26 protein-coding genes are annotated in these 25,243 nt (G+C 62.5%); 20 read left to right on the forward strand and 6 right to left on the reverse strand.

The window, feature by feature from the left end; translation table 11 throughout:
• Positions 1–42: 42 nt before the first annotated feature.
• Entirely contained in the window at positions 43–1,635 is a 1,593-nt protein-coding gene (locus tag ACSQ3G_RS11195; RefSeq protein WP_436110083.1) for an ABC transporter substrate-binding protein, read from the reverse strand.
• Positions 1,632–2,186, reverse strand: a complete 555-nt coding sequence (locus tag ACSQ3G_RS11200; RefSeq protein ID WP_436110084.1) for a MarR family winged helix-turn-helix transcriptional regulator — start codon at positions 2,184–2,186, stop codon at positions 1,632–1,634. The genes ACSQ3G_RS11195 and ACSQ3G_RS11200 overlap by 4 nt, the downstream gene beginning before the upstream one ends.
• 211 nt (positions 2,187–2,397) lie before the next feature.
• Between ACSQ3G_RS11200 and ACSQ3G_RS11205 the strand changes: the two genes are divergently transcribed.
• The 5 genes from ACSQ3G_RS11205 (at position 2,398) to ACSQ3G_RS11225 (ending at position 7,635) form a co-directional block, all read left to right on the forward strand.
• Positions 2,398–3,099, forward strand: coding sequence for a creatininase family protein (locus ACSQ3G_RS11205; protein ID WP_436110085.1), 702 nt, complete (start codon positions 2,398–2,400; stop codon positions 3,097–3,099).
• Between the two features lie 76 nt (positions 3,100–3,175).
• Entirely contained in the window at positions 3,176–4,147 is a 972-nt protein-coding gene (locus tag ACSQ3G_RS11210) for an ABC transporter permease (protein WP_436110086.1), read from the forward strand.
• Positions 4,147–5,022, forward strand: a complete 876-nt coding sequence (locus tag ACSQ3G_RS11215) for an ABC transporter permease (RefSeq protein ID WP_105438390.1) — start codon at positions 4,147–4,149, stop codon at positions 5,020–5,022. Before ACSQ3G_RS11210 ends, ACSQ3G_RS11215 begins: the two co-directional genes overlap by 1 nt.
• A complete protein-coding gene (locus tag ACSQ3G_RS11220; protein ID WP_436110087.1) occupies positions 5,019–6,734 on the forward strand; it encodes a dipeptide ABC transporter ATP-binding protein in 1,716 nt (571 codons plus the stop codon). The genes ACSQ3G_RS11215 and ACSQ3G_RS11220 overlap by 4 nt, the downstream gene beginning before the upstream one ends.
• Positions 6,735–6,750: 16 nt before the next feature.
• A complete protein-coding gene (locus ACSQ3G_RS11225) occupies positions 6,751–7,635 on the forward strand; it encodes a polysaccharide deacetylase family protein (RefSeq protein WP_436110088.1) in 885 nt (294 codons plus the stop codon).
• A 69-nt stretch (positions 7,636–7,704) separates the two neighbouring features.
• Here ACSQ3G_RS11225 and ACSQ3G_RS11230 read toward each other — a convergent pair whose 3' ends face one another.
• Entirely contained in the window at positions 7,705–8,634 is a 930-nt protein-coding gene (locus ACSQ3G_RS11230; RefSeq protein ID WP_436110089.1) for a LysR substrate-binding domain-containing protein, read from the reverse strand.
• A gap of 102 nt (positions 8,635–8,736) precedes the next feature.
• On the opposite strand from ACSQ3G_RS11230, the gene ACSQ3G_RS11235 reads away from it, so the two are divergent.
• The gene (locus ACSQ3G_RS11235; RefSeq protein ID WP_436110090.1) at positions 8,737–9,642 is read left to right on the forward strand and encodes a DMT family transporter; all 906 of its coding nucleotides are present in this window, start codon (positions 8,737–8,739) and stop codon (positions 9,640–9,642) included.
• A gap of 51 nt (positions 9,643–9,693) precedes the next feature.
• On the opposite strand, the gene ACSQ3G_RS11240 is transcribed toward ACSQ3G_RS11235, so the two are convergent.
• Entirely contained in the window at positions 9,694–10,278 is a 585-nt protein-coding gene (locus ACSQ3G_RS11240) for a DUF922 domain-containing Zn-dependent protease (RefSeq protein ID WP_436110091.1), read from the reverse strand.
• Positions 10,279–10,491: 213 nt separating this feature from the next.
• On the opposite strand from ACSQ3G_RS11240, the gene ACSQ3G_RS11245 reads away from it, so the two are divergent.
• The 7 genes from ACSQ3G_RS11245 (at position 10,492) to ACSQ3G_RS11275 (ending at position 16,405) form a co-directional block, all read left to right on the forward strand.
• Positions 10,492–10,809 carry a hypothetical protein gene (locus ACSQ3G_RS11245; RefSeq protein WP_046633313.1) on the forward strand — a complete coding sequence of 106 codons (318 nt, stop codon included), beginning with the start codon at positions 10,492–10,494 and terminating at the stop codon, positions 10,807–10,809.
• A gap of 102 nt (positions 10,810–10,911) precedes the next feature.
• Positions 10,912–11,511 carry a TetR family transcriptional regulator gene (locus ACSQ3G_RS11250; RefSeq protein WP_436110092.1) on the forward strand — a complete coding sequence of 200 codons (600 nt, stop codon included), beginning with the start codon at positions 10,912–10,914 and terminating at the stop codon, positions 11,509–11,511.
• Positions 11,512–11,606: 95 nt separating this feature from the next.
• Positions 11,607–12,449, forward strand: a complete 843-nt coding sequence (locus ACSQ3G_RS11255) for a metallophosphoesterase family protein (RefSeq protein ID WP_436110093.1) — start codon at positions 11,607–11,609, stop codon at positions 12,447–12,449.
• Positions 12,450–12,470: 21 nt separating this feature from the next.
• Entirely contained in the window at positions 12,471–13,778 is a 1,308-nt protein-coding gene (locus ACSQ3G_RS11260; RefSeq protein WP_436110094.1) for an ABC transporter substrate-binding protein, read from the forward strand.
• A gap of 81 nt (positions 13,779–13,859) precedes the next feature.
• Positions 13,860–14,810, forward strand: a complete 951-nt coding sequence (locus ACSQ3G_RS11265; protein ID WP_436110095.1) for a carbohydrate ABC transporter permease — start codon at positions 13,860–13,862, stop codon at positions 14,808–14,810.
• Positions 14,800–15,663, forward strand: a complete 864-nt coding sequence (locus tag ACSQ3G_RS11270) for a carbohydrate ABC transporter permease (protein ID WP_436110096.1) — start codon at positions 14,800–14,802, stop codon at positions 15,661–15,663. The genes ACSQ3G_RS11265 and ACSQ3G_RS11270 overlap by 11 nt, the downstream gene beginning before the upstream one ends.
• 1 nt (position 15,664) lies before the next feature.
• Positions 15,665–16,405: a tyrosine-protein phosphatase gene (locus ACSQ3G_RS11275; protein WP_436110097.1), complete on the forward strand. Its 741-nt coding sequence runs from the start codon at positions 15,665–15,667 to the stop codon at positions 16,403–16,405.
• 37 nt (positions 16,406–16,442) lie between these two features.
• On the opposite strand, the gene ACSQ3G_RS11280 is transcribed toward ACSQ3G_RS11275, so the two are convergent.
• On the reverse strand, positions 16,443–17,414 hold the full coding sequence (locus tag ACSQ3G_RS11280) for a S1C family serine protease (protein ID WP_436110098.1): 972 nt from the start codon (positions 17,412–17,414) through the stop codon (positions 16,443–16,445).
• 100 nt (positions 17,415–17,514) lie between these two features.
• Entirely contained in the window at positions 17,515–18,309 is a 795-nt protein-coding gene (locus ACSQ3G_RS11285; RefSeq protein WP_436110099.1) for an NAD-dependent epimerase/dehydratase family protein, read from the reverse strand.
• Between the two features lie 204 nt (positions 18,310–18,513).
• Between ACSQ3G_RS11285 and ACSQ3G_RS11290 the strand changes: the two genes are divergently transcribed.
• The 7 genes from ACSQ3G_RS11290 (at position 18,514) to ACSQ3G_RS11320 (ending at position 25,195) form a co-directional block, all read left to right on the forward strand.
• The gene (locus ACSQ3G_RS11290; protein WP_105400657.1) at positions 18,514–19,266 is read left to right on the forward strand and encodes a FadR/GntR family transcriptional regulator; all 753 of its coding nucleotides are present in this window, start codon (positions 18,514–18,516) and stop codon (positions 19,264–19,266) included.
• A gap of 77 nt (positions 19,267–19,343) precedes the next feature.
• A complete protein-coding gene (gene kdgD / locus ACSQ3G_RS11295; protein ID WP_105434959.1) occupies positions 19,344–20,249 on the forward strand; it encodes a 5-dehydro-4-deoxyglucarate dehydratase in 906 nt (301 codons plus the stop codon).
• Between the two features lie 3 nt (positions 20,250–20,252).
• Entirely contained in the window at positions 20,253–21,389 is a 1,137-nt protein-coding gene (locus tag ACSQ3G_RS11300) for a mandelate racemase/muconate lactonizing enzyme family protein (RefSeq protein ID WP_436110100.1), read from the forward strand.
• A complete protein-coding gene (locus tag ACSQ3G_RS11305) occupies positions 21,389–22,255 on the forward strand; it encodes an amidohydrolase family protein (protein WP_436110101.1) in 867 nt (288 codons plus the stop codon). Before ACSQ3G_RS11300 ends, ACSQ3G_RS11305 begins: the two co-directional genes overlap by 1 nt.
• Before the next feature lie 82 nt (positions 22,256–22,337).
• Positions 22,338–23,309 carry a TRAP transporter substrate-binding protein gene (locus ACSQ3G_RS11310; RefSeq protein ID WP_105400654.1) on the forward strand — a complete coding sequence of 324 codons (972 nt, stop codon included), beginning with the start codon at positions 22,338–22,340 and terminating at the stop codon, positions 23,307–23,309.
• Positions 23,310–23,393: 84 nt separating this feature from the next.
• Positions 23,394–23,915 carry a TRAP transporter small permease gene (locus ACSQ3G_RS11315; protein WP_105400653.1) on the forward strand — a complete coding sequence of 174 codons (522 nt, stop codon included), beginning with the start codon at positions 23,394–23,396 and terminating at the stop codon, positions 23,913–23,915.
• Entirely contained in the window at positions 23,915–25,195 is a 1,281-nt protein-coding gene (locus ACSQ3G_RS11320; protein ID WP_105430031.1) for a TRAP transporter large permease, read from the forward strand. The genes ACSQ3G_RS11315 and ACSQ3G_RS11320 overlap by 1 nt, the downstream gene beginning before the upstream one ends.
• Positions 25,196–25,243: the final 48 nt, after the last annotated feature.

Below are 25,243 nucleotides of genomic sequence, written 5' to 3' on the forward strand. Positions count from 1 at the left end.
CCGGGCGAGATGCCCGGCCGGTAGCTCACAGGGTGGGATGGCTTATTTCGCCGGGCGGATGTTCATTGCCAGCGTGTCCTCGTCGGAACGGGGAACGATGGTGATGCCCTTCTTCATGCCCCAGGCCGAGACGGTCGAGGCGATCGCCAGATAGGGCCGATCGGTCGAAACCAGGGCATTGGCATCCATCAGGAACTTTTCACGCTTCTTGGGGTCCATCTCGACGGCGGCATCTTCGATCAGCTTGTCCATCGTCTTGTTGACATAACCGCGCAGGTTGAAGGCGCCAAGCTTGGTCGCCGGGTCGTTGCTGTGGGCAAGCGACGACAGCGTGTAGTTCGATTCACCCGTCAGCGTGCCCCAGCCCGACATGGTCATCGAGTAGTCTCCGCGCGTGTTGGCCGGGAAGAACACGGCGCCCGGCTGAGAGTTCGCTTCCACCTGGATGCCGACTGCGGTCAGCATCTGTGCGATCGTCGTGCCCACATCCTTATCGCCCGGCAGGCGGTCGTTGGTGAAGGAGAAGGTCACCTTGAAGCCATTCGGATATCCGGCTTCGGCAAGCAGCTTCTTGGCCTTTGCCGGATCGGCCTTCGTGGATTTGACGGCCGGGTTCCAGCCGAAGATATTCGGCGTCACGAGCTGCGACTGGACGGTGCCCATGCCCTCCATGGCGATCTCGGTGATCGTTTCGCGGTCGATCGCCAGATCGAAGGCTTCGCGCACCTTGGGATCCTGGAAGGGGTTCTTCGGCAGCGGCGAGCCGTCCTTGGCGCTCACCTGCGGCGGCTTCTCACGGAAGTCGAAGGCGATATTGAAGAGGTAGACGCTATTCTGGCGCACGACAGTGAGCTTGGTATCCTTCTCCAGCGTCGGCACGTCGGAGGCCGGGATACGCGAGATCAGGTCGACCTGGCCGGCCTTCAGCTGTGCGACGCGGGCCGCATCGTTGGGGATCTCCTTGCGGGTCACCTTGTCCCAAGGCTCCTTTGTGCCCCAGTAGCCGTCGAACTTCTGCAACACGAGCTGTTCCTTCGGCGTCCAGGAGACGAACTTGTAGGGACCTGTGCCGATCGCCGCCTTGCCGGAATTGAAACCCTCCGAAGCCTTGTCGGCATTGGCGGAAAAGTCCTTGGCAGCCGTATGCGACACGACGAACAGGCGGATGAAGTCGTTGGGCAGGTTCGGCGCGGCACCATCGGTCTTGATGCGGATCGTCAACGGATCGACGATCTCGACGCCTCGGACGCGGCGCACATAAATGGTGGTCGGGTTCGGGCCGGTGACTGCCGGGATGCGCTCGATCGAGAACTTCACGTCCTCGGCGGTGAAGTCGGAGCCGTCGTGGAATTTGACGCCCGGGCGGAGCTTGAACTCCCAGGTCGTATTATCGATGGCGGTCCAGCTGGTCGCAAGCCCAGGCTCGAGTTCGAGGTTGTTGCCGGATTTCACCAGCGAGTCGTAGATATGCTTGACCGCTTCGGCGTGGGTGCCGGCGGCGGTGAAATGCGGATCGACCGATAACGGGCCGGCGCGCACGCCGATCATCAGGTCGGCGGCAAGTGCAGCACCCGAAACGCTGCCGAGCAGTACGGCGGCGAGAGCCGCTGTGCGGAATGTCTTGAGAATAGTCATTCTTCGTTCTCCTCTATATTTATCATTGGGGGCCAGTTGGGTGAGTCCACGACGACTTTCGCCAGCAGCTCGGAGAGCATCAGCTTTTCGGCAGGCGTCAGCCCCGACAGCATGACCTTTTCGCGCTCCACCATCGGCTGCATGGCTTGGTCGACGATGCGTTTTCCTTCGTTCGTGATGAACAGGACGAAGCTTCGAAGATCCGCCGCGTCGACCTCGCGCCGGATGATGTTCTTGTCGATCAGCTTCTGGATCGCCCGGCTCATCGTATTCTTCGGGAAACCCGAGGAGCTGCTGATGGCGCTCGCCGTCAGGCCGTTCGAAAGGCCGAGCGAATAGAGAACAACGAATTCCGGCCGGGCCAGCCCATACTCTTTTTCGATCCAGCGATAGATCGGCTCGTTGAACTGCAACGCCAGGAAATTGATGCGGAACGAAAGCCAGCAGGGGTTCTGCCACAGCTTCACGGAAACCAGATCATCGACGCCATGACTGCCGGCCGCGGCCTTGCCACCCTGCCTGAGGAGCGCATCGAAGGATGAGATTTCCATTTGCAATGGCGTCAGCTCCCGCAGAAATCCGGGCCCGGATTTTGTTCCGTATGGAACTTGACGGTAGCTTATTTGGCTGTCAATCTCTTTTTTTAGTTCCGTATGGAACTTTGCATTTGATCGGCCCAGCGCCTGTCAAGGCACAATTTTTGTGCTTTTGTGCGAGATTCTGATTAGTTTTTGCGCGTCACGCGCATCGCATGGAGATTTCATGAAGATCGCGGATATGAACTGGATGCAGGTGGAGGAACGGGCGGCCGAAGACGACCGTTGCGTGCTCCCGATCGGCAGCGTCGAGCAGCACGCCTATCTGAGCCTCGCGACCGACATGATCCTTGCCGAAAAGATCTCGCTCGACGCGGCCGAGCCGCTCGGCATCCCGGTTTTCCCTGTCGTGCCCTATGGCCTCGCCTCGTCGTTTGCGACCTTTCCCGGCACGCTGACGTTGACGCTCTCCACCTATATCGGCGTGATCCGCGACTTGATGGATAGCATCCACCGTTCCGGCTTCCGCCGCATCCTGATCGTCAACGGCCACGGCGGCAATACGCCGGCGACAGCCGTCATCTCCGAATGGCTGAATGCCCATCCGGACAGTTCGGTAAAGTTTCACGACTGGTGGCGAGCGCCAAAAACCTGGGCGAAGGTTCAGGAGATCGATCCAGCCGCCTCGCACGCCTCCTGGATGGAAAACTTCCCCTGGACCCGTACGAAAGACCAGCGCCAGCCGACAACCGCCAAGCCGAAAGTGGATTTCGCCGGCCTTGCCCAGGTCGATGCGGGCCGCAAGCGGAAACTCCTCGGGGACGGAAACTATCACGGCCTCTACCAGCGCCCCGATGAGGACATGCTGGCAATCTGGGATGTGGCGGTCGCCGAAACTCGCGACCTTCTCGAAAACGACTGGCACTGACGGCGAGGCATCCTTCGGAGCCTCACCCTACGAAACCCGCAGAAGACGGGACTGGGGGACAAGAACAGGGGAACATATGTTAGGTTTCGTCTTGCAACGCCTGTGGCAGGCGGCGATCGTGGTCATCGCGATGTCGGCGCTCGTCTTCTGCGGCGTCTATGCCGTCGGCAATCCCATCGACGTGCTGATCTCGCCGGATGCGACGCAGGACATTCGCGCTGCGGTGATCGCCCAGTATGGGCTGGACCAGCCACTGTGGCGGCAATATTTCGCTTTTCTCGGCCGGCTGATCGAAGGCGATTTCGGCCGCTCGCTGGTCTACAGCATGCCGGTGAGCGAACTGATCCTCACCCGCCTGCCGGCGACGCTGGAACTGACGCTGGCGGCCGTTCTTTTTGCCAGCCTCGTCGGCATCCCGATCGGTATGTATGCCGGCTACCGGCCGCATAGCCTGATTTCCCGTGCCATCATGGCGATCTCGATCCTCGGCTTCTCCGTGCCGACCTTCTGGTTCGGCCTGATGCTGATCATGGTGTTCGCCGTGCAATGCGGCTGCATGCCGGCCGGCGGACGCGGCGAGACGGTGAGCCTCTTCGGCGTCGATTTCAGCTTCCTCACCGGCGACGGCCTCTCGCATCTGGTACTGCCAGCACTGAACCTGGCACTCTTCAAGTTCTCCTTGATGATCCGCCTCGCCCGCGCCGGCACCCGCGAACTGATGCTGAGCGACACGGTGAAATTCGCCCGTGCCGCCGGCCTCTCTGAATTCACGGTGCTGAGCCGGCACGTGCTTCGCCTGATCTCCATTCCGCTCGTCACCGTCTTCGGTCTGGAGCTCGGCTCGACCCTCGCCTTTGCGGTCGTCACCGAAACCATCTTTTCCTGGCCCGGCCTCGGCAAGCTGATCATCGACAGCATCACCTCGCTCGACCGGCCGGTCATGGTCGCTTACCTGATGCTCGTCGCCTTTCTGTTCATCGTCATCAACCTGATCGTCGATCTGACCTATGCGCTGCTTGATCCGCGCCTGCGAAAGGGCCGTGCCTGATGCGCGATACTCTGCTTGGCCGTTTCCTCGAGGAATTCTTCCGCAACAAGGTCGCGACGGGCGCCGCGATCGTCGTCCTGCTGATCGTCCTGACCGCGATCGTGGCGCCGCTGGTCACCCCACAGGACCCCTATGACCTGACCAGCCTGGTACTGCGCGATGCGCGCCGCGCGCCCGGTTATGTCGGCACCGGCGGTTACACCCATTGGCTCGGCACGGACTCGCAAGGCCGCGACCTCCTGTCGGCAATCATCTACGGGCTTCGCATCTCCCTGCAGATGGGCGTGATCGCTGGCGGCGTCGCCTTCGTCATCGGCGCGGTCGTCGGCTGCTCGGCCGCCTATATCGGCGGCCGTTTTGAGAGCCTTGCGATGCGTATCGTCGACCTGCAGCTTTCCTTCCCGGCAATCCTGCTCGCCTTCGTCATCGCGGCCCTTCTCGGCCAGGGGCGTTATCAGCTGATCATGGCGCTGATCTTCGCCCAGTACGCCTATTTCGCTCGCACCGCCCACGGCGCGGCATCGGCCGAAAGGCAGAAGGATTATGTCGAGGCGGCGCTCTCCATCCCACTGTCGCCCTGGCGCGTCGTCGTCAAGCACATCCTGCCAAACTCGCTGCCGCCGCTGATCGTCGTCGCGACGGTGCAGGTGGCAAGCGCCATTTCGCTCGAAGCCACCCTCTCCTTCCTGGGCGTCGGCCTGCCGCCGACCGAACCGTCGCTCGGCATGCTGATCGCCAACGGTTTCCAGTACCTGCTCTCGGGCCGCTACTGGATCTCGATCTATCCGGGCGTCGCGCTGATCCTGTTCATCGTCTCGCTCAACCTCGTCGGCGACCAAATCCGCGACCAGCTCAATCCGAGGCTCCGCCGATGACCGAAACGACGAGTGCTCCGCTTCTCGAAGTCACCAACCTCAGGACCTGGTTCCCGAGCGGACGCGGCGAGATCAAGGCGGTCGACGGGGTCTCGTTTTCGCTGGCGCCCGGCGAGGTGCTCGGCCTGGTCGGAGAATCCGGCTCCGGCAAGTCGATCACCGGCTTCTCAATCATAGGCCTGATCGACGAACCCGGCCGCATCGTCGAGGGTTCGATCAGGCTCGAAGGCCACGAGCTGATCGGCTTGCCCGCGCATGAACTGCGCGCCATCCGCGGCAAGACCATTTCGATGGTCTTCCAGGACCCGATGATGACCTTGAACCCAGTCCTGAGTATTGGCACCCAGATCAGGCTCGCGCTCGAAGCCCATGAAAAAATCAGCGCATCGGACGCACGGGAAAGAGCGATCAAGGCGCTCGCCCAAGTCCGCATCAGCGAGCCGGAACGCAAGGTGGATTTCTTCCCGCATCAGTTTTCCGGTGGCATGCGCCAGCGCGTGGCGATCGCCATCGCCCTGCTGCACCGGCCGAAACTGATCATCTGCGACGAACCGACGACGGCGCTCGACGTCTCGATCCAGGCGGAAATCCTCGCCGAGATGAAGGAACTGGTAGCCGAACTCGGCACCGCGCTGATCTGGATCAGCCATGATCTGGCGATCGTCTCGTCGATCGCGGACCGCGTCGCGGTGATGAGATACGGCAAGATCGTCGAGATCGGCCCGGCGCTCGGCGTGCTCACCCGCCCGCAGCACGACTATACCAAGGCGCTGCTCGATGCGTTGCCCTCACGCGCCAAGCCTGGCCAACTGCTGCTGCGCGGCAGCGGCATCGCGGATGCGGCACCGCCGCCGCGCAAGTCGGCGACATTGAACCTGCCGCCGCTCGGCAGCCCTTATCTGGTCATCGACAACGCAATGAAGCGCTTCGAAAAACCGGCGGGCCTGTTCAGGAACCTGGCGATCAAGTCCGGCATTTCCCAGCCGATGCCGGTCGTCCAGGCGGTCGACGGCGTGTCGATCACGCTGAAGCGCGGCGAAGTGCTCGGCCTTGTCGGTGAATCCGGTTCCGGAAAATCGACGCTCGGCCGCATGGCGGCAGGCATCACGATTCCAACCTCCGGAACGATCCGCCTCAACGGCAAACCGGTCATGAGCGACGGCCGCAATGCGCGAAAAATCACCACTCGCATCCAGACGATTTTCCAGGATCCATTCGCCTCGCTGAACGGCCGCATGCGGATCGGCGACATCATCGCCGAAGGTCCGCTGGCCCACAAGCTGGTGACCCGAGCCGAAGCCCCCGTCTATGTCAAGGAATGGCTGGCGGCCGTCGGGCTTGATCCCACCTTCGCCAACCGTTTCCCGCACCAGTTCTCCGGAGGTCAGCGCCAGCGCATCGCGATCGCCCGCGCGCTCGCCATGCAGCCGGATGTGGTCGTCTGCGACGAGCCGGTCGCCTCGCTCGACGTGTCGATCCAGGCGCAGATCATCAACCTGTTGATCCGCCTGCGCGCCGAACTCGACCTTTCGCTGCTCTTCATCAGCCACGATCTGTCGGTGGTCCGGCATCTCTGCGACCGCGTCGCGATCATGTATCGCGGCAAAATCGTCGAGGAAGGCGTGGCCTCGACGATCTATGCCGATCCGCAGCACGACTATACCAAGCGGCTGCTTGCGGCCGTGCCGGTCCTGCCGGAGGCGGCCGAATAAAAAGGGAGAACGGGATATGGAACCCTGGGAGTGGGACGAGGCAACCTGGCGCGGCAAGGTCAACAAGGTGCGCGCCGGCCGCTCGCTGAAGCCGAAAGCCTGGAAGGATGGCGCGCGCTGTGCAGTCGCCCTCTCCTTCGACAGCGACCACGAGACAAACGAGCTGCGCGACGGCGGTGAATCGATCGGCCGCATGTCTCAGGGGCAATACGGCAACCGCATGGGGGTGCCGCGCATCCTCGAAGCGCTGAAGAATGCTGCCGTTCCGGCGACCTTTTTCGTGCCCGCGGTCGCAGCCCTCCTTTATCCGGACGAACAGCGCCGCGTCATCGCCGAAGGCCACGAAATCGGCCTGCACGGCTGGATCCACGAGGTGAACACCAAGGTTCCGGCCGACAAGGAACGGGAACTGCATTTCCGCGCCGCCGACACGCTCGAAAAGGTCACCGGTATCCGGCCGGTCGGCATGCGCACGCCCTCCTGGGATTTCTCCTACGAGACCCTGAAGATCGAGCGCGAACTCGGGCTCATCTACGATTCCTCGCTGATGGCCGATGACGACCCTTATGAACTGGTCGAGGACGGCGAGCCGACGGGCATGGTCGAACTGCCCGTCGAATGGATCCGCGACGATGCGGTCTATTTCAACATGAACCGCTTTACCGCGCTCCGCCCCTACACGCCGCCGACCTCCGTGCTCGATATCTTCAAGCGCGAATTCGACCGCGCCTATATCGAAGGCGGGCTGTTCCTACTGACCATGCACCCGCATGTGTCCGGTTACCGCTCGCGCATCTTCGTGCTGGAAGATCTGATCAGGCACATCCAGGGCCACGAGGGCGTCTGGTTCGCCACCCATGCCGATATCGCCCGCTTCGCCAGGGAAAATGGCGGGGTGTGAGCCCTCCAGCCCAGGCTGAGCTGGTTACCGATATCGGCGGTATTCAGTGCATGCGGTAGGTGCCTAGGTTTATCCCTTTCCCCGTCCCGGCGCGATGAAGGCTGCGATCGGCGTCTCGTCGAACCCGGCCTCCTGCAGGAAGCGCCGGGCAAACTCGGCGGCAGAAGCTTTCATCGCGTCGTTCGGGCGGATCAGGTGGAAGGCGACATGGTGATCGATGCTCCTGTCGGACACGGCGACGACCCGGCCGGAGGCAAGCGACGCGTCCGCAAGCGGGGGCCGGGCGAGCGCGATGCCGAGGCCATGCGCGCAGGCGTCGATCACCAGGTTATAATCCTCGAACCGCCGGTCCTGCCCGCGCGGCACGTAATCGACACTCTCGACGGCCAGCCAGCGCCGCCAGGCCTCGACATTGGAATCGTGCAGGATCGGCAATTCGAGCAGTGATTTTGCATCGGTGCGGCCGCCGAGACGTTCGGCCACCGCCGGAGCGGCGATCGGCACGAGTTTCTCCTGCCAGAGCGGCAGGCTGCGCACGCCGGCCCATGGCCCCTTGCCGCAACGGATCGCCAGGTCGATGCCCTCGCTGAAGTCCGCCAGCCGATGTTCCAGTATCACTTCCAGGTGGATATCGCTGGCCTCCAGCTTCGGCATGCGCGAAAACAGCCAGAGCGAGGCGACCGATGGCGTCACCGAAAGCCGGACGACCTCCTTGTTTCGGCGGGGCAGCCACCGCTCGTCCGTATCCCCGAGCAGGGCCAACGCTTCCTCCGCGCGGGCGAAAAACCGTGTGCCTTCCGGTGTCAGCGTTACGCCGCGGGCCTCGCGGGAGAAAAGCCGCACGCCCATCCAGCGCTCCAGCCGGGATATCTGCCGGGAGACGGCACCATGGGTGACGCCGCCCTCTTCCGCCGCTGCGGAAAACGATCCGAGACGCGCGGCCCGCGCGAAGGTCTCGAGCGTATCAAGTGGCGGCAAAGTCTGTGAGCTGTGAACCATACGCACATATGATCATCGATTGCGTTGCTTTTCAAGCATGGATGAGAGGCGCTAAATCCTGACTTCAAGTTTTGCCAGACTTCAAGTTTGAGGGAGAAAGAGATGAGCACGGTCGCCATGAGCACGGGAACGGATGAAAAACAGGGATTCGATGTGATCGCCTTCCTGGCGATCCTGGTGACTATCGTTTTCTGGGCCTCGTCCTTCGCCGTGATCCGTATCGCGCTCGGGCCGCTGACGCCGATCGAGCTCGCCACGGCACGATATGTTCCGGCCGCCTTGATCGCGGTCGTCTATCTCGCAATTGCCCGGCCGGCTCTTCCGGCCAAGGGCGATATCCTCCGCCTCGTCGTCGCGGCAGTGCTCTTCATCGCCGCCTATGCCGTTCTCCTCAACATGGGCGAACGGACGGTCGCGGCAGGCCCGGCGAGCTTCATCATCAACACCATGCCGGTCTTCACCGCACTCATCGCCATCTTCGCGCTCGGCGAGCGGTTCGGCCGCTGGGGATGGGTCGGAACGGCGATCTCCTTTGCCGGCGTGGCCCTGATCGCAGCCTCCGGCGAGGATGGCTTCGATCTCGATCCGAATGCGATCCTCATCCTCGGCGCCGCCCTCTGCTCCGCGATTGCCAGCGTGCTGCAGAAGCCTATCCTCGGCCGTATGCCCGCATTGGCCGTCACGGCCTGGCTGATGCTGATCGGCTCCATTCCGCTGCTGCCAGCTGTCCCGCCAACCCTGCAGGCGCTCGCCGCCGCCCCTGCCGAGGTGAACTGGGGCATCGCCTATCTGGTGCTCTTCCCGACTGCGATCGGTTACGTCACCTGGGCGATAGCCCTGAAGCGCCTGTCGGCAGCCCGAGCCTCCAATTTCCTTTACGGCGTTCCTCCGACCGCAACCCTGATCGGTTTCCTCTGGCTCGGCGAAGTGCCCACGCTGATCGGCGCGATCGGCGGCATCATGGCGATCGTCGGCGTGCTCGTCGTCAACGTCATGCGCAGGAGATAGGTGAGCCGCCGCGATCCGGTAGACTGCGGATGAAGCAATGCGAGTGGCGCCCTATTTACCGGCGCCGTTCACGAATTGGAGAATGAGCTGGTGGACATTGCCGCCCTCGCTCATCTCCATCCGGTCATAATCGTTGCTGCGCTTCTGCTGCGCCTTCGAAATCTCGCCGAGCTTGGCCGTCAGTTCCGTCCTGATTTTCGTGCATTTCGGGTCGTTGGCGACGCTGAGACCCACGCTCGCCCGCTCGATCTCCTTCACCATGTCGGTGATGATCACCCCGTGGACCAGTTCGTGCTTGTAGACGCCGGCGATGAAGACATCCCATTTCTTCTTCAGGTCGGGAGCAAGCGCCGATGCAGGCTTGGGCAACGTGTAGGTGATGATCAGCTTCGGCCGCGCCGAAACGAGCGTGCAGGCACCATCAGGCTGCGGCCGGTAATCGCGGGTCCAGGTCAGCTTGAAATTGGTGTGGGCGATGGCGCGCACTTCCTTGCCGATCTTGGGGCCGCGCTGTCCGATGGACGCGTAGAGATCGACGCCGGAATCGCCGGTGACGGGATAGGTCTGGATCTGCTCCACCGGCTGCCATTGGCTCTGCGCCGATACATTTATCGGCACCAGGACGAGACAAATCATCGCCCGGAGAATTCCTGCACCTATCCTCACCCGTTCCCTCCCGCTTCGATCGCCGCGAAACTAGGGAGACGACGCCGCAGTTTCAACTGGCCAGATATGTTTCAGTGAACGCTATACATTACAACTTTGGTTCCAGCCCCTTGCCATATTTCCCTCGAAATGAATGATGACAGTTGCGTGACAAGACGTTCTGATTTGGTGCTGGAGAGTTCAATGGGAGAAAAGCGAAAGGTCTACGAGGCGCTGGTCGACGGCGCCATGGAAGGTCTGACCGACGAGGCATTGTTTAAATTTGTCACCAAACGTTGCCCGAAGACGTCGAGCAAGAAGATCGTCAGGGCAGCCCTGCTCGGGTTGAGCGACCCGCACCTGCGTGACCGGAACATTCTGGATACGATCTATGCGCTGGCCATCAAGCACCGCATGGACGAGTTCCGGGATGGCGAGGATGGAGATGACGAAAGGGACAGCTGGCCCGTGCCTTTCGCCCGGCCGCTCGACAAGGAAACGGCCCGCGCGGACCTGGCCTAGTCGGCCGCCTGCTGTCATCCGCCCTACACAAAATCTGCCTAGACTGCGGTTGTCGAGGGTGAGTTCATGCACGGCCGCGCCAATCTCACAGCCATGAGGCTCATGGATGCATGCGAGCATCTGCTTTGCGAAGCCGAGGCTTTCGAGGATCTGACCGCCCGGCGGATCGCCATCGAGGCGCATGCGACCCCTTCCGCCATCAGCTACCATTTCGGCTCCCAGGAAGAACTTGTGGCAGCGGTCGCAGAGCGTGTCTATCGGCGGCTCAATGCGGAACGGTTGAGCCTGCTCCGCAAAGCCGTCGACCGACGGGCGCCCGATCCGCCCGATCTCGATGAAGTCATCGCAGCTTTGGTCGGTCCCTCGATCCGCTGGAGCCTCGACCCGACCTCCAGCTATCCGGTCCTGTCGCATTTCACTTCGATGGCGAAGACCCACCGGGAGCGCGCGCCGCACTACCGCCGCATCATCGACGATGTCGAACATCACCGGGCTTTCGTCCCGCATCTGAAGCGGATCGCGCCCTGGCTCGACGAGGTCGGTATCGGCTGGCGGCTCAATTGCGCGCTCGGCATCCGCTCGCAGGTCACCCGCTCCCGGTCGCGCACCGAAGTGCTGACCAATTACGGCATCGACCTCGATGATCCGGACATCGTCATCGCCCGCATGGTCGAGGTGATCGCGCCGATGTTCCGCCGCTGAAACGGTTTCGAACGGCATTCGAAATCCGTCACGAGCAGGAAACAAACCCCTTCTAACGGTCCTCCTGACGAAACCGTCATCCATGGAGGCATCCGGTGCGACGCGAAACGACATTCATCCATCTGACCGATCTGCACATCGGCACCGCCGACGACAGCCATCTGCACAGCGACACGACCGAGACGCTGCATCAGGTACTCGATCTCGTCGCGACCGTGACGCCGAAGCCGCAATTCGTCATCGCCAGCGGCGATCTCACCAATCGCGGCGATGCGGAAAGTTTTCGCCGGCTGAAGGAGATCATCGACGCCAGGGTCGATGTTCCGATCATCTACGCGCTCGGCAATCACGACACCCGCCCCGGCTTCTACGAGGGCATGGGCATCGAGGCGCATGATCCGGATGCACCCTACGACCACGACACGATCATCGACGGCATCCACATCGTCACCATCGACTCGACGACACCCGGCCTGATCGGCGGCACGATCGATCCCGAACAGTTCGATTGGCTCGCCTCGACGCTCGACAGCCATCCCGACCTGCCGAAGCTGATCGTCGTCCACCACCCGCCGGCGCTCGGCGAGGAAGCGGATGCCGCCCATTGGCGGACGATCCACTTCCCGCAGTCGGAGCGTTTCCGCGAACTGCTGAAGGGCCGCAACATCATCGGCATCATCAGCGGCCATATCCATCACGACCGCGTCTCGGTCTGGCATGGCATCCCGGTCGTCGTCGGCACCGGCCAGCACGCCGCGACCGATATCCTGCGCACGGACATCCTGCGCATGGTGCGCGGCGCCTCCTTCGGGATCGGCACCATCCGCCCGTCCGGCCTCACCATGGCCTTCGTTCCGCTGCCGTCCGACCGCGCCGAACTCAATACCTATCCGCTGGAACTTCTGATGGCCCGGGCAATGCCCGTCGCTGCTGAATAACCCTCACCCGGAGACACGCAAATGCTGCGCAGAACCACGCTCAAGCTGATGGCAACACTCACCGCCGCCTCGATGTTTCCTCTTGGCCTCCCGGTCGGCGCCTTCGCCGAAATGCCCGCCACGGTCGATAAGCCGGTCACGATCAGCTTCTACAACTACAACCTAGCCTCCGCAGGCATAGGCTCCGAGGCCACCAAAGAGTTAATCGCTGGTTTCGAGAAGAAATTCCCGAACGTGAAGGTCGAGACGATCGCCGTTCCGTCGAACGAGATCATCAACCGCGTCCAGGCCGATATCGTCGCCGGCAAGCAGCCGGACGTCGCCCAGCTGACCTTCCGCGACCTGATCTTCGTCGCCAGCGACCTCGGCGGCAATGCGCTCGAGGACATGGTGAAGCCGGCGGAACTGAAAGAGCATCTCGCCGGCATGATCCCCAAGGGTCTCGAACTCGGCAAGGTCGACGGCAAGACCTACGGTCTCGCCTACACCTTCTCGACGCCTGTCCTCTATTACAACGGCGACCTCTTCAAGCAGGCAGGTCTGGACCCGAACAACCCGCCGAAGACCTGGGCCGACGTCAACATCGCCGGCAAGGCGATCAAGGAAAAGACCGGCAAGAACGGCTTCTTCCCCGGCGCCTACGGCCCGAGCGACGGCACCTTCGTCTACCAGGCGATCGTCATGTCGAACGGCGGCAAGGTGCGCGACGGCAACAAGCTCACTTACGCGGACAAGAATGCCGCCGAGGCCGTCAAGATGCTGCGCGACATGGTCGATAGCGGGGCTCATGCCAGGATCGATCCGGCCAGCGGTTCCGACACTTTTGCAGCGGGCAATCTCGGCATGTTCGTCTATACGACTGCGGTGCTTGGCTCATATAAGAAGGCCGCCCAGGGCAAGTTCGACCTGCGCATCGCCCCGATGCCGTCCTTCGGCGAAAAGCCGACAGCCCCGACCAATTCCGGCAGCGCCCTCTTCGTCTTCAGCAAGGATCCAGCCAAGCAGCGTGCGGCCTACGAGCTCCTCAAATACCTGACGAGCAAGGAAGCCTACACGATCATCACCAGCAAGATCGGCTACCTGCCGCTGCGTCTCGATATCGTCGACGACCCGAACTACCTCGGCCCGTGGGTCAAGGAAAACCCGATGTTCCGCGCCAACCTGGAACAGCTGAACCGCCTCACCGCCAACGTCGCCTTCCCCGGCCCGAACTATCGCCAGGTCGAGAAGATGATGATGGACTCGGTGCGGGAAGCCGTGTTCGGCAAGGGCGATCCGATCGCCACCCTCAAGGCCGCCCAGGATCAGGGCCAGGACCTGATGCCGTAACCGATCACGAGGAGATGCCGGGCGGGTCTCGCTTTCCCGTCCGGCGTCGTTGCCCCTCGGGGTCCTTTCGGGGAAAACTCCATGACCGATATCCAGGCCGATCTCGCAAGACCGCTTATACTTGCCCGCGCGCCCACGGCTGCCCGCCAGCGCGGCACATTCACCGTGCAGCCCTGGCTCTATCTCGCGCCGGCGCTATGCCTCCTGATGATGTGGACCTATGTGCCGCTGGTCGAGGCCTTCCAGCTCTCCTTCTACCAGTGGAACATGCTGCCGACCGCGCCGCAGCGCTATGTCGGCCTCACCAACTACCAGCGCCTGTTCGCCCTGCCCGAGATGCGCGCCGCCCTCTGGAACACGCTTTTCTACATTCTCGGCCTCTTCCCGATGTCGGTGATCATTCCGCTCTTCGTGGCGATCTGGACCCAGGACCTCGAAGGCCGCGCCCGGACGATCTATCGTGCGTTGATCTTCGTGCCAATGATCGTCGCGCCCGTGGTCGCCGCCATCCTCTGGCGCTGGCTGCTCAACGAGGACCAGGGGCTGATCACGCTTGGCCTGGAGACGATCGGTCTCGGCCGCATCGGCTTCCTCACCGATCCGAAATACGCGCTGGCAACGCTCACCTGGATCACCGGCTGGAAGCTGATCGGCTTTTCCACCCTCCTGTTTTCCGCCGCCAATGCCGGCATCAATCCCTCCTATATCGAGGCGGCGCGTATCGACGGCGCCAGCCGCTGGGGGATCATCCGCGATATCCGCCTGCCGCTGCTTTCGCCGACCATCCTGCTTCTGTCGATGATGACGATCCTGTTCGGGGCTCAGTGGAGCTTTGCCTATATCAACGTGCTCACCAATGGCGGCCCGCTGAAATCGACCACCAACATCTTCTACCTGCTCTGGGAATACGGTTTCCAGACCATGTCGGCGGGCTGGAGCTCGGCGGCCGGCATGATCGCCTTTGCCGGTTTTGCGGTCATCGCGGCGGGATGCATGTGGCTGACCAAGAGGTTTGCGATCTATGACAACTGACGTTTCACCCGATCTCGCCTCACTCGCGTCTAAGGGTGCCAAGTCCGGTGGCGCCCGCCGGCTTGCGGTGCATGCGGTGATGATCCTCCTGTCTTTCCTGTCGATCTTTCCGATCTACTGGATGATCGTCACCTCGCTTCGGCCGGAAAACGAGATCTTCTCCACCTCGCTGTGGCCCAGCAACCCCTCACTCGAGAACTATGTCTTCGTGCTGACCCGCATTCCGATGATCGGCATGCTGGTCAACACCACGATCGTATCCGCAGCGACCGCCCTTCTGCAGGTCGTGACCGGCCTGTTTGCGGCCTATGCGCTGGTGCGCTGGCGCATGCGCCTTTCCGGCGTTATCCACGGCCTTATCGCGCTCTCCTGGCTGGTGCCTTTCCAGGTCACGATGATCCCGAACTACGTGCTCGCCTCGCGGCTCGGCCTCCTGGACACGCTGACCGGTCTGATCGTGCCGAACGCGGCGCATGCCTTCGCGATCCTGCTCCTCTATAACGCGATGCGCTCCTTCCCGACCGAGATCCTCGAAGCGGCGCGCATCGACGGAGCCGGAAGCTGGAAGATCCTCTGGCAGATCGTGGTGCCGAACATGGGCGCGCCGATCGCCTCCCTGTCGATCATCGCCTTCATCTCCGCCTGGAACGAGTATTTCTGGCCGCTGCTGCTCTCGCGCAAGCCGGAGAATTCGGTCGTCCAGATCGGCCTGCAGATGTTCATGACCCAGGAGGGCAATCTCTGGGGACCGCTGATGGCGGCCGCCGCACTCGCCAGCCTGCCGATCCTGATCATCTACCTGGTCCTGCAGCGCCACGTCATCGAATCCTTCATGAAATCCGGAATCCGCTGAGATGTTAGCTTACGAACGCCTGATCGCGCTGGAAGGCGCCCACAATGTCCGCGACCTCGGCGGCTATCAGACCGCACATGGCGGTCTCACCCGTTGGCGCTCGATCCTGCGCGGCGACGCATTGCGTCGCCTGAGCGCGGCCGACATCGAAACCTTGCTGGAGAACGGACTGCGTACCGTCATCGACCTGCGCAACGCCCACGAGATCGCCGCCGAAGCCAATCCCTTCACCGGCCATGCCAAGGTGCGCTACCACAACACGCCGCTGTTTTCGGCGCTCGCGCCGGTCGAAATGATGGCCAATGCGGTGGTGAGCTTCGACATGGGCGACCGTTATTGCCAGGCGATCGACGACTGCCGGCTGGCGATTGCCGAAGTCCTGAAGATCATTGCCGACGCGCCGGACGGAGCGGTGCTCTTCCATTGCAGCGCCGGCAAGGACCGCACCGGCGTGATCTCGGCGCTGCTGCTTGCCAATGCCGGCGTCGATGAGACGACCATTGTCGAGGATTACGCCCTGACGGCGACCATCTCCGGGCCGCTGATCGCGCGCCTCAGGGACCGAGCCCTCGGCCGCGGCACGGCGCCCGAGCTGGTGGACATCGTTCTTGCCTCTGAGCCGCGCAGCATGCGGCAAGCGCTGGACCATATCCGCTATCGCCACGACGGTATCGGGGCTTATCTCTCTTCGCTCGGCCTCGATGAAACCGCACGGGAAAGACTTCGCAACCGGCTGGCTTAGGACCTCGAGGACGAGGACCTGAAGAGAAACAGCATGCTCAGCTCTGCGGCCGTGCTGCTGGAACCAGCACGCGGTCGACGATCAGCGAGTCGAGGTCGTAGACGGAGATCGGCGTCTCCTTGCCGATCCGGGTCCCGTCCAGCAGACGGATCAGATCATCGGCGCCACCGACGGGCTGGCCGTCGATGGCCAGGATGAAATCGCCTTCCTTCAAACCAGCGCGGTCGGCCGGGCTGCCGGGATCGATGCGGCGAATGCGCACCGTCGTCTCCTGCAACATGCCGGCCTTCACCGCGACGCGGCGCGGCAGCGCGGTCGTATCGACGACGATGCCGATGAAGGCACGCCGCACATGGCCGAAACGCAGGATCTCAGAGACCACGAAATTGGCCGTGTTGGAGGCAACCGCAAAGGCAATGCCCTGCGCGCCGCGGATGACCGCCGTATTGACGCCGACCACCTCGCCCGACGCCGACACCAGCGGGCCGCCGGAATTGCCCGGATTGAGCGCCGCATCGGTCTGCACGACGTCGTCGATCAACCGCCCTGTCGACGACCGCATCGAGCGACCCAAAGCCGAGACGACGCCTGATGTCACCGACCAGTCGAAACCGAGCGGGTTGCCGATCGCGATGGCGATATGGCCACGCCGCAGTTTCTGGGAATCGCCGAGCCGTGCCCAGGCCTGCACGTCCATGTCGGCACGCACCAGCGCGATATCCGTGTCGGCATCGCGGCCGAGAACAACGCCCTGCCTGACCGCTCCGTTGGCGCTGCGGACACGGACGGTCTTGGCGTCGGAAACGACGTGGTGGTTGGTGATGATCAGGCCGTCTGGCGAAATCGCAAAGCCCGATCCGTGGCCGCCTTGGCCAGCAACGCCGCCGAGCCGCTCGATGCGGCTGACGGCGGGACCGACGCGGTCGACCGCGCCGGCGACCGCCTCCGAATAGGCGTCGAGAAGCACGCCATCCTCGGGGACGGGAGGATTGATATCGATAAATCCCATCACAAGAACTCCGGAAAACACCTTCACGGAAAAGGGAAGGTTGTAGAAGAAGCTCATGTGGTGGGCCTAAAAGGCGGAAACAAGAACCCGCCGTGCGGGTTCAGTCCTCCGCGAAGATCGGGTCCTGGGTGAACATGCCGCCCTGGTAAACAGCGGCCGGGGATGCCGGTTCCGGACGTCCCTTGGCATCGAGCTCGGCGCGGAAGCGTTCGGCATTGTCCTTGGGCTTCCAGCCGAGATAGGACGCGTGGGAATTGTCCCACCACTTGCTGTCGTTGTCGGAAATGCCCCAGATGATCGGGCAGCCGAGCATCGGCGCACGGAAGACGCAGTCGATCAGCGACACGAAGTCGTCATAAGACATCCAGCCGGACAGCATGCGGTGGTTGATCGGCTTTTCGAAGCAGCTGCCGATCCTGACGAGCGCCGTTTCCTGGCCGAATTTCTCGAAATACATGCGCGCCAGAGCCTCGCCGAAGCATTTCGAAACGCCGTAGAGACCGTCCGGCTTCATCGGAGCCTTGATGTCGATATGCTCGTCCTGGCGGTAGAAACCGACGACATGGTTAGAGCTGGCGAACAGGATGCGCGGCTGGCCATGTGCGCGGGCGGCTTCATAGAGATTGTAGAGGCCGAGCAGGTTGGCGTTGAGTATCTTCGAAAACTTGTCCTCGACCGAAACCCCGCCGAGATGCAGGATACCGTCGCAGCCTTCGACCAGCTTCATGACCGCGTCGGCATCTCCGAGGTCGCAGACGACCGTTTCCTCATTGGGGCCGGCGGGGCCGAGATCGACGATATCGGAGAGGCGAAGCGTTTCGGCAAAACCGGCGAGACGCGAGCGCATGGCGCGTCCGAGGCCGCCGCCGGCACCGGTGATCAAAAGTCTTTTCAAGAAATCATCCTCCGAAAGCGGCGCATTGGCCGCGGCAATCCAGTGATGGCCGGTCTGTCGGCCAACTTATTCGTGACAAGCGTCGATACTTATCATACATGTTGACGAAACCTGGTCAATAAGTTGGAGCGGTTCGGAGTGGCGCTCGACTTGACATATGGGTTGACGCGATATTGTGATGCGCCGCTGCGCAGGGAGGAACGAATGAGCGTTGAAACCAGACTCGATACCGGCAAGGGATCGAGGACGCTTGTTTCCCGCCTCGGAGAAACGCTGCGCCAGGCGATTGCGGCAGGACAGTTTCCGCCGGGCTCACGCCTGCCGAGCGAAGCGCAGCTGACCGAGGCGCATGGCGTCAGCCGCACCGTCGTGCGCGAGGCGATCGCATCGCTGCGCGCCGACCGGTTGGTGGAAGCGCGTCAGGGCGCAGGCGTCTTCGTGCTGGAGCCTTCGCGCAACGTGCAGCCGGTGATGCTGTCCCTTTCGAATATCGATCTTGCCCGCGTATCCTCGATGATCGAGCTCCTGGAGCTCAGAACCGCGGTGGAAGTCGAGGCCGCGGGACTTGCCGCACTTCGCCGCTCCCCCGCACAGGAAGAAGTCATTCTCGACCGCCATTATGCGGTCCGTGCCTGTCTCGAGGCTGCAAAGCCAACCAGCGAGGCGGATTTCGCGCTGCATCTGGCGATTGCCGAAGCCACCAACAATCCGCGTTTCCGCGAATTCCTGACCATGATCGGCCGCAGCCTGATCCCCCGCGCAGCCCTGCGCCCGGACGATTCGGAGGCTGATCAGGCTGCCTATATCAAGCTGCTCGACGAGGAGCACAACGCCATCGTCGTGGCGATTTCCGACGGCGACGAGGAACGCGCCCGCGACGCGATGCGCCGGCATCTGCGGGGCGCGCAGCTGCGCTATCGCACCCTCCTCCGGGAGTTGCGCGAATCTGTAAGATGACTTGTTGACACAAGTCGAGGCGACCTGTACGACAATTTTTGTCTGGAGGAGACGCTTACAAAGGAATTTTCTGAATGATGACGCCTGAAGAAATCAAGGTTGCACTTGGTGCCGGCCTGCTGTCCTTTCCCGTCACCCATTTCGACGCGGAAGGCGAGTTTCAGCCGGAAAGCTATCGCCGCCATGTGGAATGGCTGTCGGGCTTCGACGCACCGGTCCTGTTTGCCGCCGGCGGCACGGGCGAATTCTTCTCGCTGTCCCCCAATGAAGTTCCCGGCATCGTGTCGGCCGCCAAGGAAGCCGCCGGCAAGACGGCGATCGTCTCCGGCTGCGGTTTCGGCACCCATGTCGGCGTAGAAATGGCCCGCGCGGTCGAAAAGGCCGGCGCCGATGGCATCCTGCTGCTGCCGCATTACATGATCGATGCGCCGCAGGAAGGTCTTTATCAGCATGTGAAGCGCATCTGCCAATCGGTCGGCATCGGCGTCATGGTTTATAACCGCGACAACTCGATCCTGTCGGTCGATACTCTGCAGCGCCTCTGCGACGAGTGCCCGAACCTGATCGGCTTCAAGGACGGCAGCGGCGATATCGGGCTTGTCCGGCAGATCACCGCCACCATGGGCGACCGGCTGATGTATCTCGGTGGCATGCCGACCGCCGAACTTTTCGCCGAAGCCTATCTCGGCGCCGGCTTCACCACTTATTCGTCGGCGGTCTTCAACTTCGTGCCGGGTCTTGCGGTCGACTTCTACAAGTCGCTGCGCGCAGGCAACCGTGCCCGCTGCGAGGAAATCCTCAAGGACTTCTTCTATCCCTTCATGGCCATCCGCAATCGCCGCAAGGGTTATGCCGTCTCGGCCATCAAGGCCGGTGTGCGCCTGCAGGGTTTCGACGCCGGCAAGGTGCGCCCGCCGCTCGACGACCTGACGGCGCAAGAAGAAGAGATGCTCCTGAAGCTCATCGGCCCCTGGAAGCGCTAATCCATGAAGATCGCTTCCGTCCGCACCCATCTCCTCGAACACAGGCTCGACGTCGCCTTCGAAAGCGCCTCGATGCGCTTCGATCGCCGCGCCCATGTGCTCGTCGAGATCGAGTGCGACGACGGCACGATCGGCTGGGGCGAATGCCTCGGCCCGGCCCGGCCGAATGCAGCCGTGGTCGCTGCCTACGCGAACTGGCTGGTCGGCGAAAATCCGCTCGAAACCGAAAAGATCTGGGCGCGGCTCTATAACGCCCTGCGCGACCAGGGCCAGCGCGGCCTCGCCGTCACGGCACTGTCCGGCATCGACATCGCGCTTTGGGATATCAAGGGCAAGCATTTCGGCGTGCCGGTCTCGATCCTGCTCGGCGGCCGTTTTCGCGAAAGCGTCAAGGCCTATGCGACCGGCAGCTTCAAGCGCGACGGCGTCGATCGCGTCGAGGACAATGCGACCGACGTCGCCGGTTATTGGCAACAGGGTTTTCACGCCAGCAAGATCAAGATCGGCTTCGGCGTCGAGGAGGATCTGCGGGTCGTCCGTGCGGTGCGCGACGCCGTCGGCCCCGACATGCGGCTGATGGTCGACGCCAACCATGGTTACGACGCTATCGAGGCGATCAAGTTCGGCCAGGCGGCTGCTGAACTCAACATTGACTGGTTCGAGGAACCGGTCGTACCGGAACAACTCGCTGCCTATCGCGAAATCCGCGCCCGTCAGCCGATCCCGGTCGCCGGCGGCGAAACCTGGCACAGCCGCTGGGGCATGCGCGAGCCGGTGGAAACCCGCGCCGTCGATATCCTGCAGCCCGACCTTGCCGGCGTCGGCGGCTTTACCGAAGCCAAGCGCGTTGCCGACATGGCAGCCCTTCACGGCATCCGCCTCGTGCCGCATGTCTGGGGCACCGGCGTGCATATTGCGGCCGCCCTGCAGTTCATGGCGGCGATGATCCCGAGCCCGGTTCGGGTCAATCCGATCGAACCGATCCTCGAATTCGACCGTACCCACAACCCGTTCCGTCAGGCGGTGATCAAAACCCCGATCGAACACGAGCGCGGCGTGGTGCAGATCCCGAACGGCCCAGGCCTCGGCATCGAGATCAACCGCGATGCGCTCAAAGAATTCCGCATGGGAGACATCTGATGCTCGTCCGCACCCTTTCCGGCACGCCCCCCAAGACCAAACTGCCCAAGGGCGCGATCGACACCCAGATGCATGCTTATCTGCCGGGTTTTCCCTCTCTGCCCGGCGGCCCGGGCCTTCCGGCTGGAGATTTGCCGACACCGGCCCAGTATCTCCAGTTCATGCGCTGGATCGGCATCGATCGGGTCATCGTCACCCAGGGCAATGCCCAGCAGCGCGACAATTCCAATCTCAACGCCTGCCTTGCGGAATTCGGTTCGGTTGCCCGTGGCGTCTGCGTGATCGATAGCACCACGTCGGAAGCCGAACTGGATAACCTCCTAGCAGCCGGCAATGTCGGCGCCCGCATCATGGACCTGCCGGGCGGCGCGGTGAACCTGTCGGAACTCGAAGCCGTCGACGCCAAGGCTGCGTCCCGCAACTGGATGGTCGCCGTCCAGTTCGACGGCAGCAACATTCTCGATCACGAAGAGCGCCTGAAGAACCTGAAGTCCCGCTGGGTCTTCGATCACCACGGCAAGTTCTTCACCGGCGTCACGCGCGATAGCCCGCAGGTCGATGCCGTCAAGCGCCTCATCGACGGCGGCAAGTGCTGGTTCAAGTTCGCCGGCGTCTACGAATCCTCGAAGGCCGGCGGTCCGGACTATGCCGATGTCGCCGCGGTCGCCCGGGAAATTGCCAGATATGCACCGGAACGCATCGTCTGGGGCACCAACTGGCCGCATAACCTCGCCCGCGAACAAGCCGATTATCCGGACGACGCGGCGTTGACCGATACCGTGCTCGGCTGGTTGTCGGACGATGCGGCACGCGAGCTCGCACTCGTGAAAAACCCCGAAGAACTTTACGGCCTGCCCGCCCGATAAACGGCACGGGAGGCCTGAGGAAGACTGATAAATTCAACGACCGGGGCGTGGAGGCTCCGGCGCTCACACAGAGGAGGACAACATGAAACTCACGAAACTGCTCGGCCTTGCCTTCGGCCTCGCGCTCGGCGCGACAGCCGCCAATGCACAGGTTACCCTGCGTTCCGCCGACATCCATCCGGACGGTTATCCGACCGTCGATGCCGTCAAATACATGGGCGAGCTGGTCTCCCAGCGCACCAACGGCCGCATCAAGATCCAGGTGATGAACAACTCGGTCCTTGGCGGTGAAAAGGACACGATCGAGCAGACCCGTTTCGGCGTCATCGATATGAACCGCGTCAATGCTGCGCCGTTCAACAACCTCGTGCCGCAGACCACCGTTCTCGGCCTGCCCTTCCTGTTCCGCTCGACCGAGCACATGCACAAGGTCGTCGACGGCCCGATCGGCGATGAAATCCTCAAGGCATTCGAACCGCATGGCCTGGTCGGTCTTGCCTATTACGACTCCGGCGCACGCTCCTTCTACACGACCAAGAAGCCGATCACCAAGCTTGCCGACCTGAAGGGCATGAAGATCCGCGTCCAGCAGTCGGACCTCTGGATCGCCATGATGCAGGCCTTCGGCGCCAACCCGACGCCGATGCCGATGGGCGAAGTCTACTCCTCGCTCGAAACCGGTGTGGTCGACGGCGCGGAAAACAACTGGCCTTCCTATGAATCGGCCCGCCACTACGAGATCGCCAAGAACTACACGCTGACCGAACATTCCCTGAACCCGGAAATCCTGGTCATGTCGAAGATCTCCTGGGACAAGCTGACTCCGGAAGACCAGAAGATCTTCCGCCAGGCCGCCAAGGACTCGGTCGTCAAGATGCGCGAACTCTGGACCGCCCGCGAAAAGTCCTCGGAAGCCAAGGTTCGTGCCGGTGGATCCAACGTCATCAAGGTCAACAAGGATGAGTTCTCGGCCGTCATGAAGCCGGTCTACGACAAGTTCGTCACCGATCCGAAGCAGAAGGCCCTGCTGGAACAGATTCAGGCCGTCAAGTAAGCCGACCGGAGACCGGCCCTCGCCAAGAGGGCCGGTTTTTTCTTGCATATCCGGCAGCCTTGCTGCCGCGAAGAGGACAGGATCATGAGAAACTTCATGCTGGCCATAAAGCCCTACCTGGGCGGGCTTAGCCGCATATCACTTTATATCTCCGGCATCGGCATGATCGCCATGACCCTCATCGTCGGCTGGCAGGTGTTCGGGCGTTATGTCCTCAACGACTCGCCGAGCTGGTCCGAGCCGCTGTCGCTCTATCTGATGTCCTGGTTCATCATGCTCGGAGCCGCCGTCGGCGTGCGTGAGAGCGTGCATCTCGGGCTCGATATCGTTCGCTACGTCATGCCGCCGGCAATCCAGAAGGCAATGGATCTCCTGAGCCTGGGCCTGATCGTGCTCTTCGGCATCGGCATGGCCTATTATTCGACACTGCTGGCCATGGGTACCTGGTCGGCCACCATTCCCGTTCTCGGCTGGCCGGGCGGCACCGACTTCTTCCCGATGATCGTCGGCGGCGCCATGATCTCCCTTTTCGCTCTGGAGCGCTTCGTCGACGTCGCCATCGGCGAGGAAGTTGCTGCCGACGTACTCGTGCAGGAGGCTGCGTAATGGCCTACGCCATTCTTTTCGGTTCGTTTACATTCCTCATGCTGGTCGGCATGCCGATCGCCTTCTGCCTCGGCATCGCCTCCTTCGCGACGGTCCTCTACATGGGCCTGCCCCCGATCGTCGTCTTCCAGCAGCTGAATTCCGGCATGAACGTCTTCGCCATGATGGCGATCCCATTCTTCATCTTCGCCGGCGACCTGATGGTGCGCGGCGGCATTGCGCAGAGGCTGATCCGTTTCGCGGCAGGCCTTGTCGGCCACATGCGCGGCGGTCTCGGCCAGGTCAACGTCGTCGCCTCGACGCTGTTCGGCGGCATTTCCGGCTCGGCCGTAGCGGACGCGTCGGCCGTCGGCGGATTGATGATCCCGCAGATGGCTGCGCGCGGTTATGACAGGGACTATGCAGTCAACGTGACGGCCAACGCCGCCATCATCGCGCTGATGATCCCGCCTTCGCACAACATGATCCTCTATTCGATCGCAGCGGGCGGCAACGTCTCCGTCGCCGACCTCTTCACCGCCGGCATCGTTCCCGGCCTGTTGCTGGCCGGGGCGCTGATGTTCACCGCCTGGTGGGTCGCGGTAAAACGCGGTTATCCGGCCGACCCCTTCCCAGGATTCGCCCGCGTCGGTTATTACCTGCTGGCTTCGCTGCCGGGCATCCTTCTGATCGCCATCATCTTCGGCGGCGTCCGCTCCGGCGTGTTCACGGCCACGGAAAGCTCCTGCATTGCCGTCATCTACGCTTTCCTCGTTGCGATGCTCGTCTATCGAGAGCTGAACTGGGAAGGTTTTGTCGAGGCCGTCATGGGCGCCGTGCGCACCACCGCCATGGTACTGCTGGTCATCGGCACCGCGGCCGCGTTCGGCTGGCTGATGGCATTCCTGCAGGTCCAGACCCTGATCATCGCGGCGATCAGCGCTGTTTCGGACAACCCGATCATCGTGCTCCTGATGATCAACGTCATCCTGCTGGTCCTTGGCACGTTCATGGACATGGCGCCGATGGTCATCATCTCGACGCCGATCCTGCTCCCCGTCGTCAAGGCCTTCGGCATCGATCCAGTCCATTTCGGCGTCATCATGATCCTCAATGCCGGCATCGGCCTCAACACGCCGCCGGTGGGAACCGTGCTCTTCGTCAGTTGCGCGGTCGGCGGCATCACGATACGTGAAGCGATGCGTACGATCTGGCCTTTCTTCGGAGCCAGCATCGCAGTATTGCTGCTCGTGACTTACATCCCTGCCCTGTCGCTCTGGCTGCCAAGCGTTTTCAGGTAAGCGACTGAACAAGCTCTATCTGACGGTCCCGCTCCCATGGCGGGGCCT

It is taken from the genome of Neorhizobium tomejilense, from assembly GCF_964254135.1.
GTDB classification, from domain to species: Bacteria; Pseudomonadota; Alphaproteobacteria; order Rhizobiales; family Rhizobiaceae; genus Neorhizobium; species Neorhizobium tomejilense.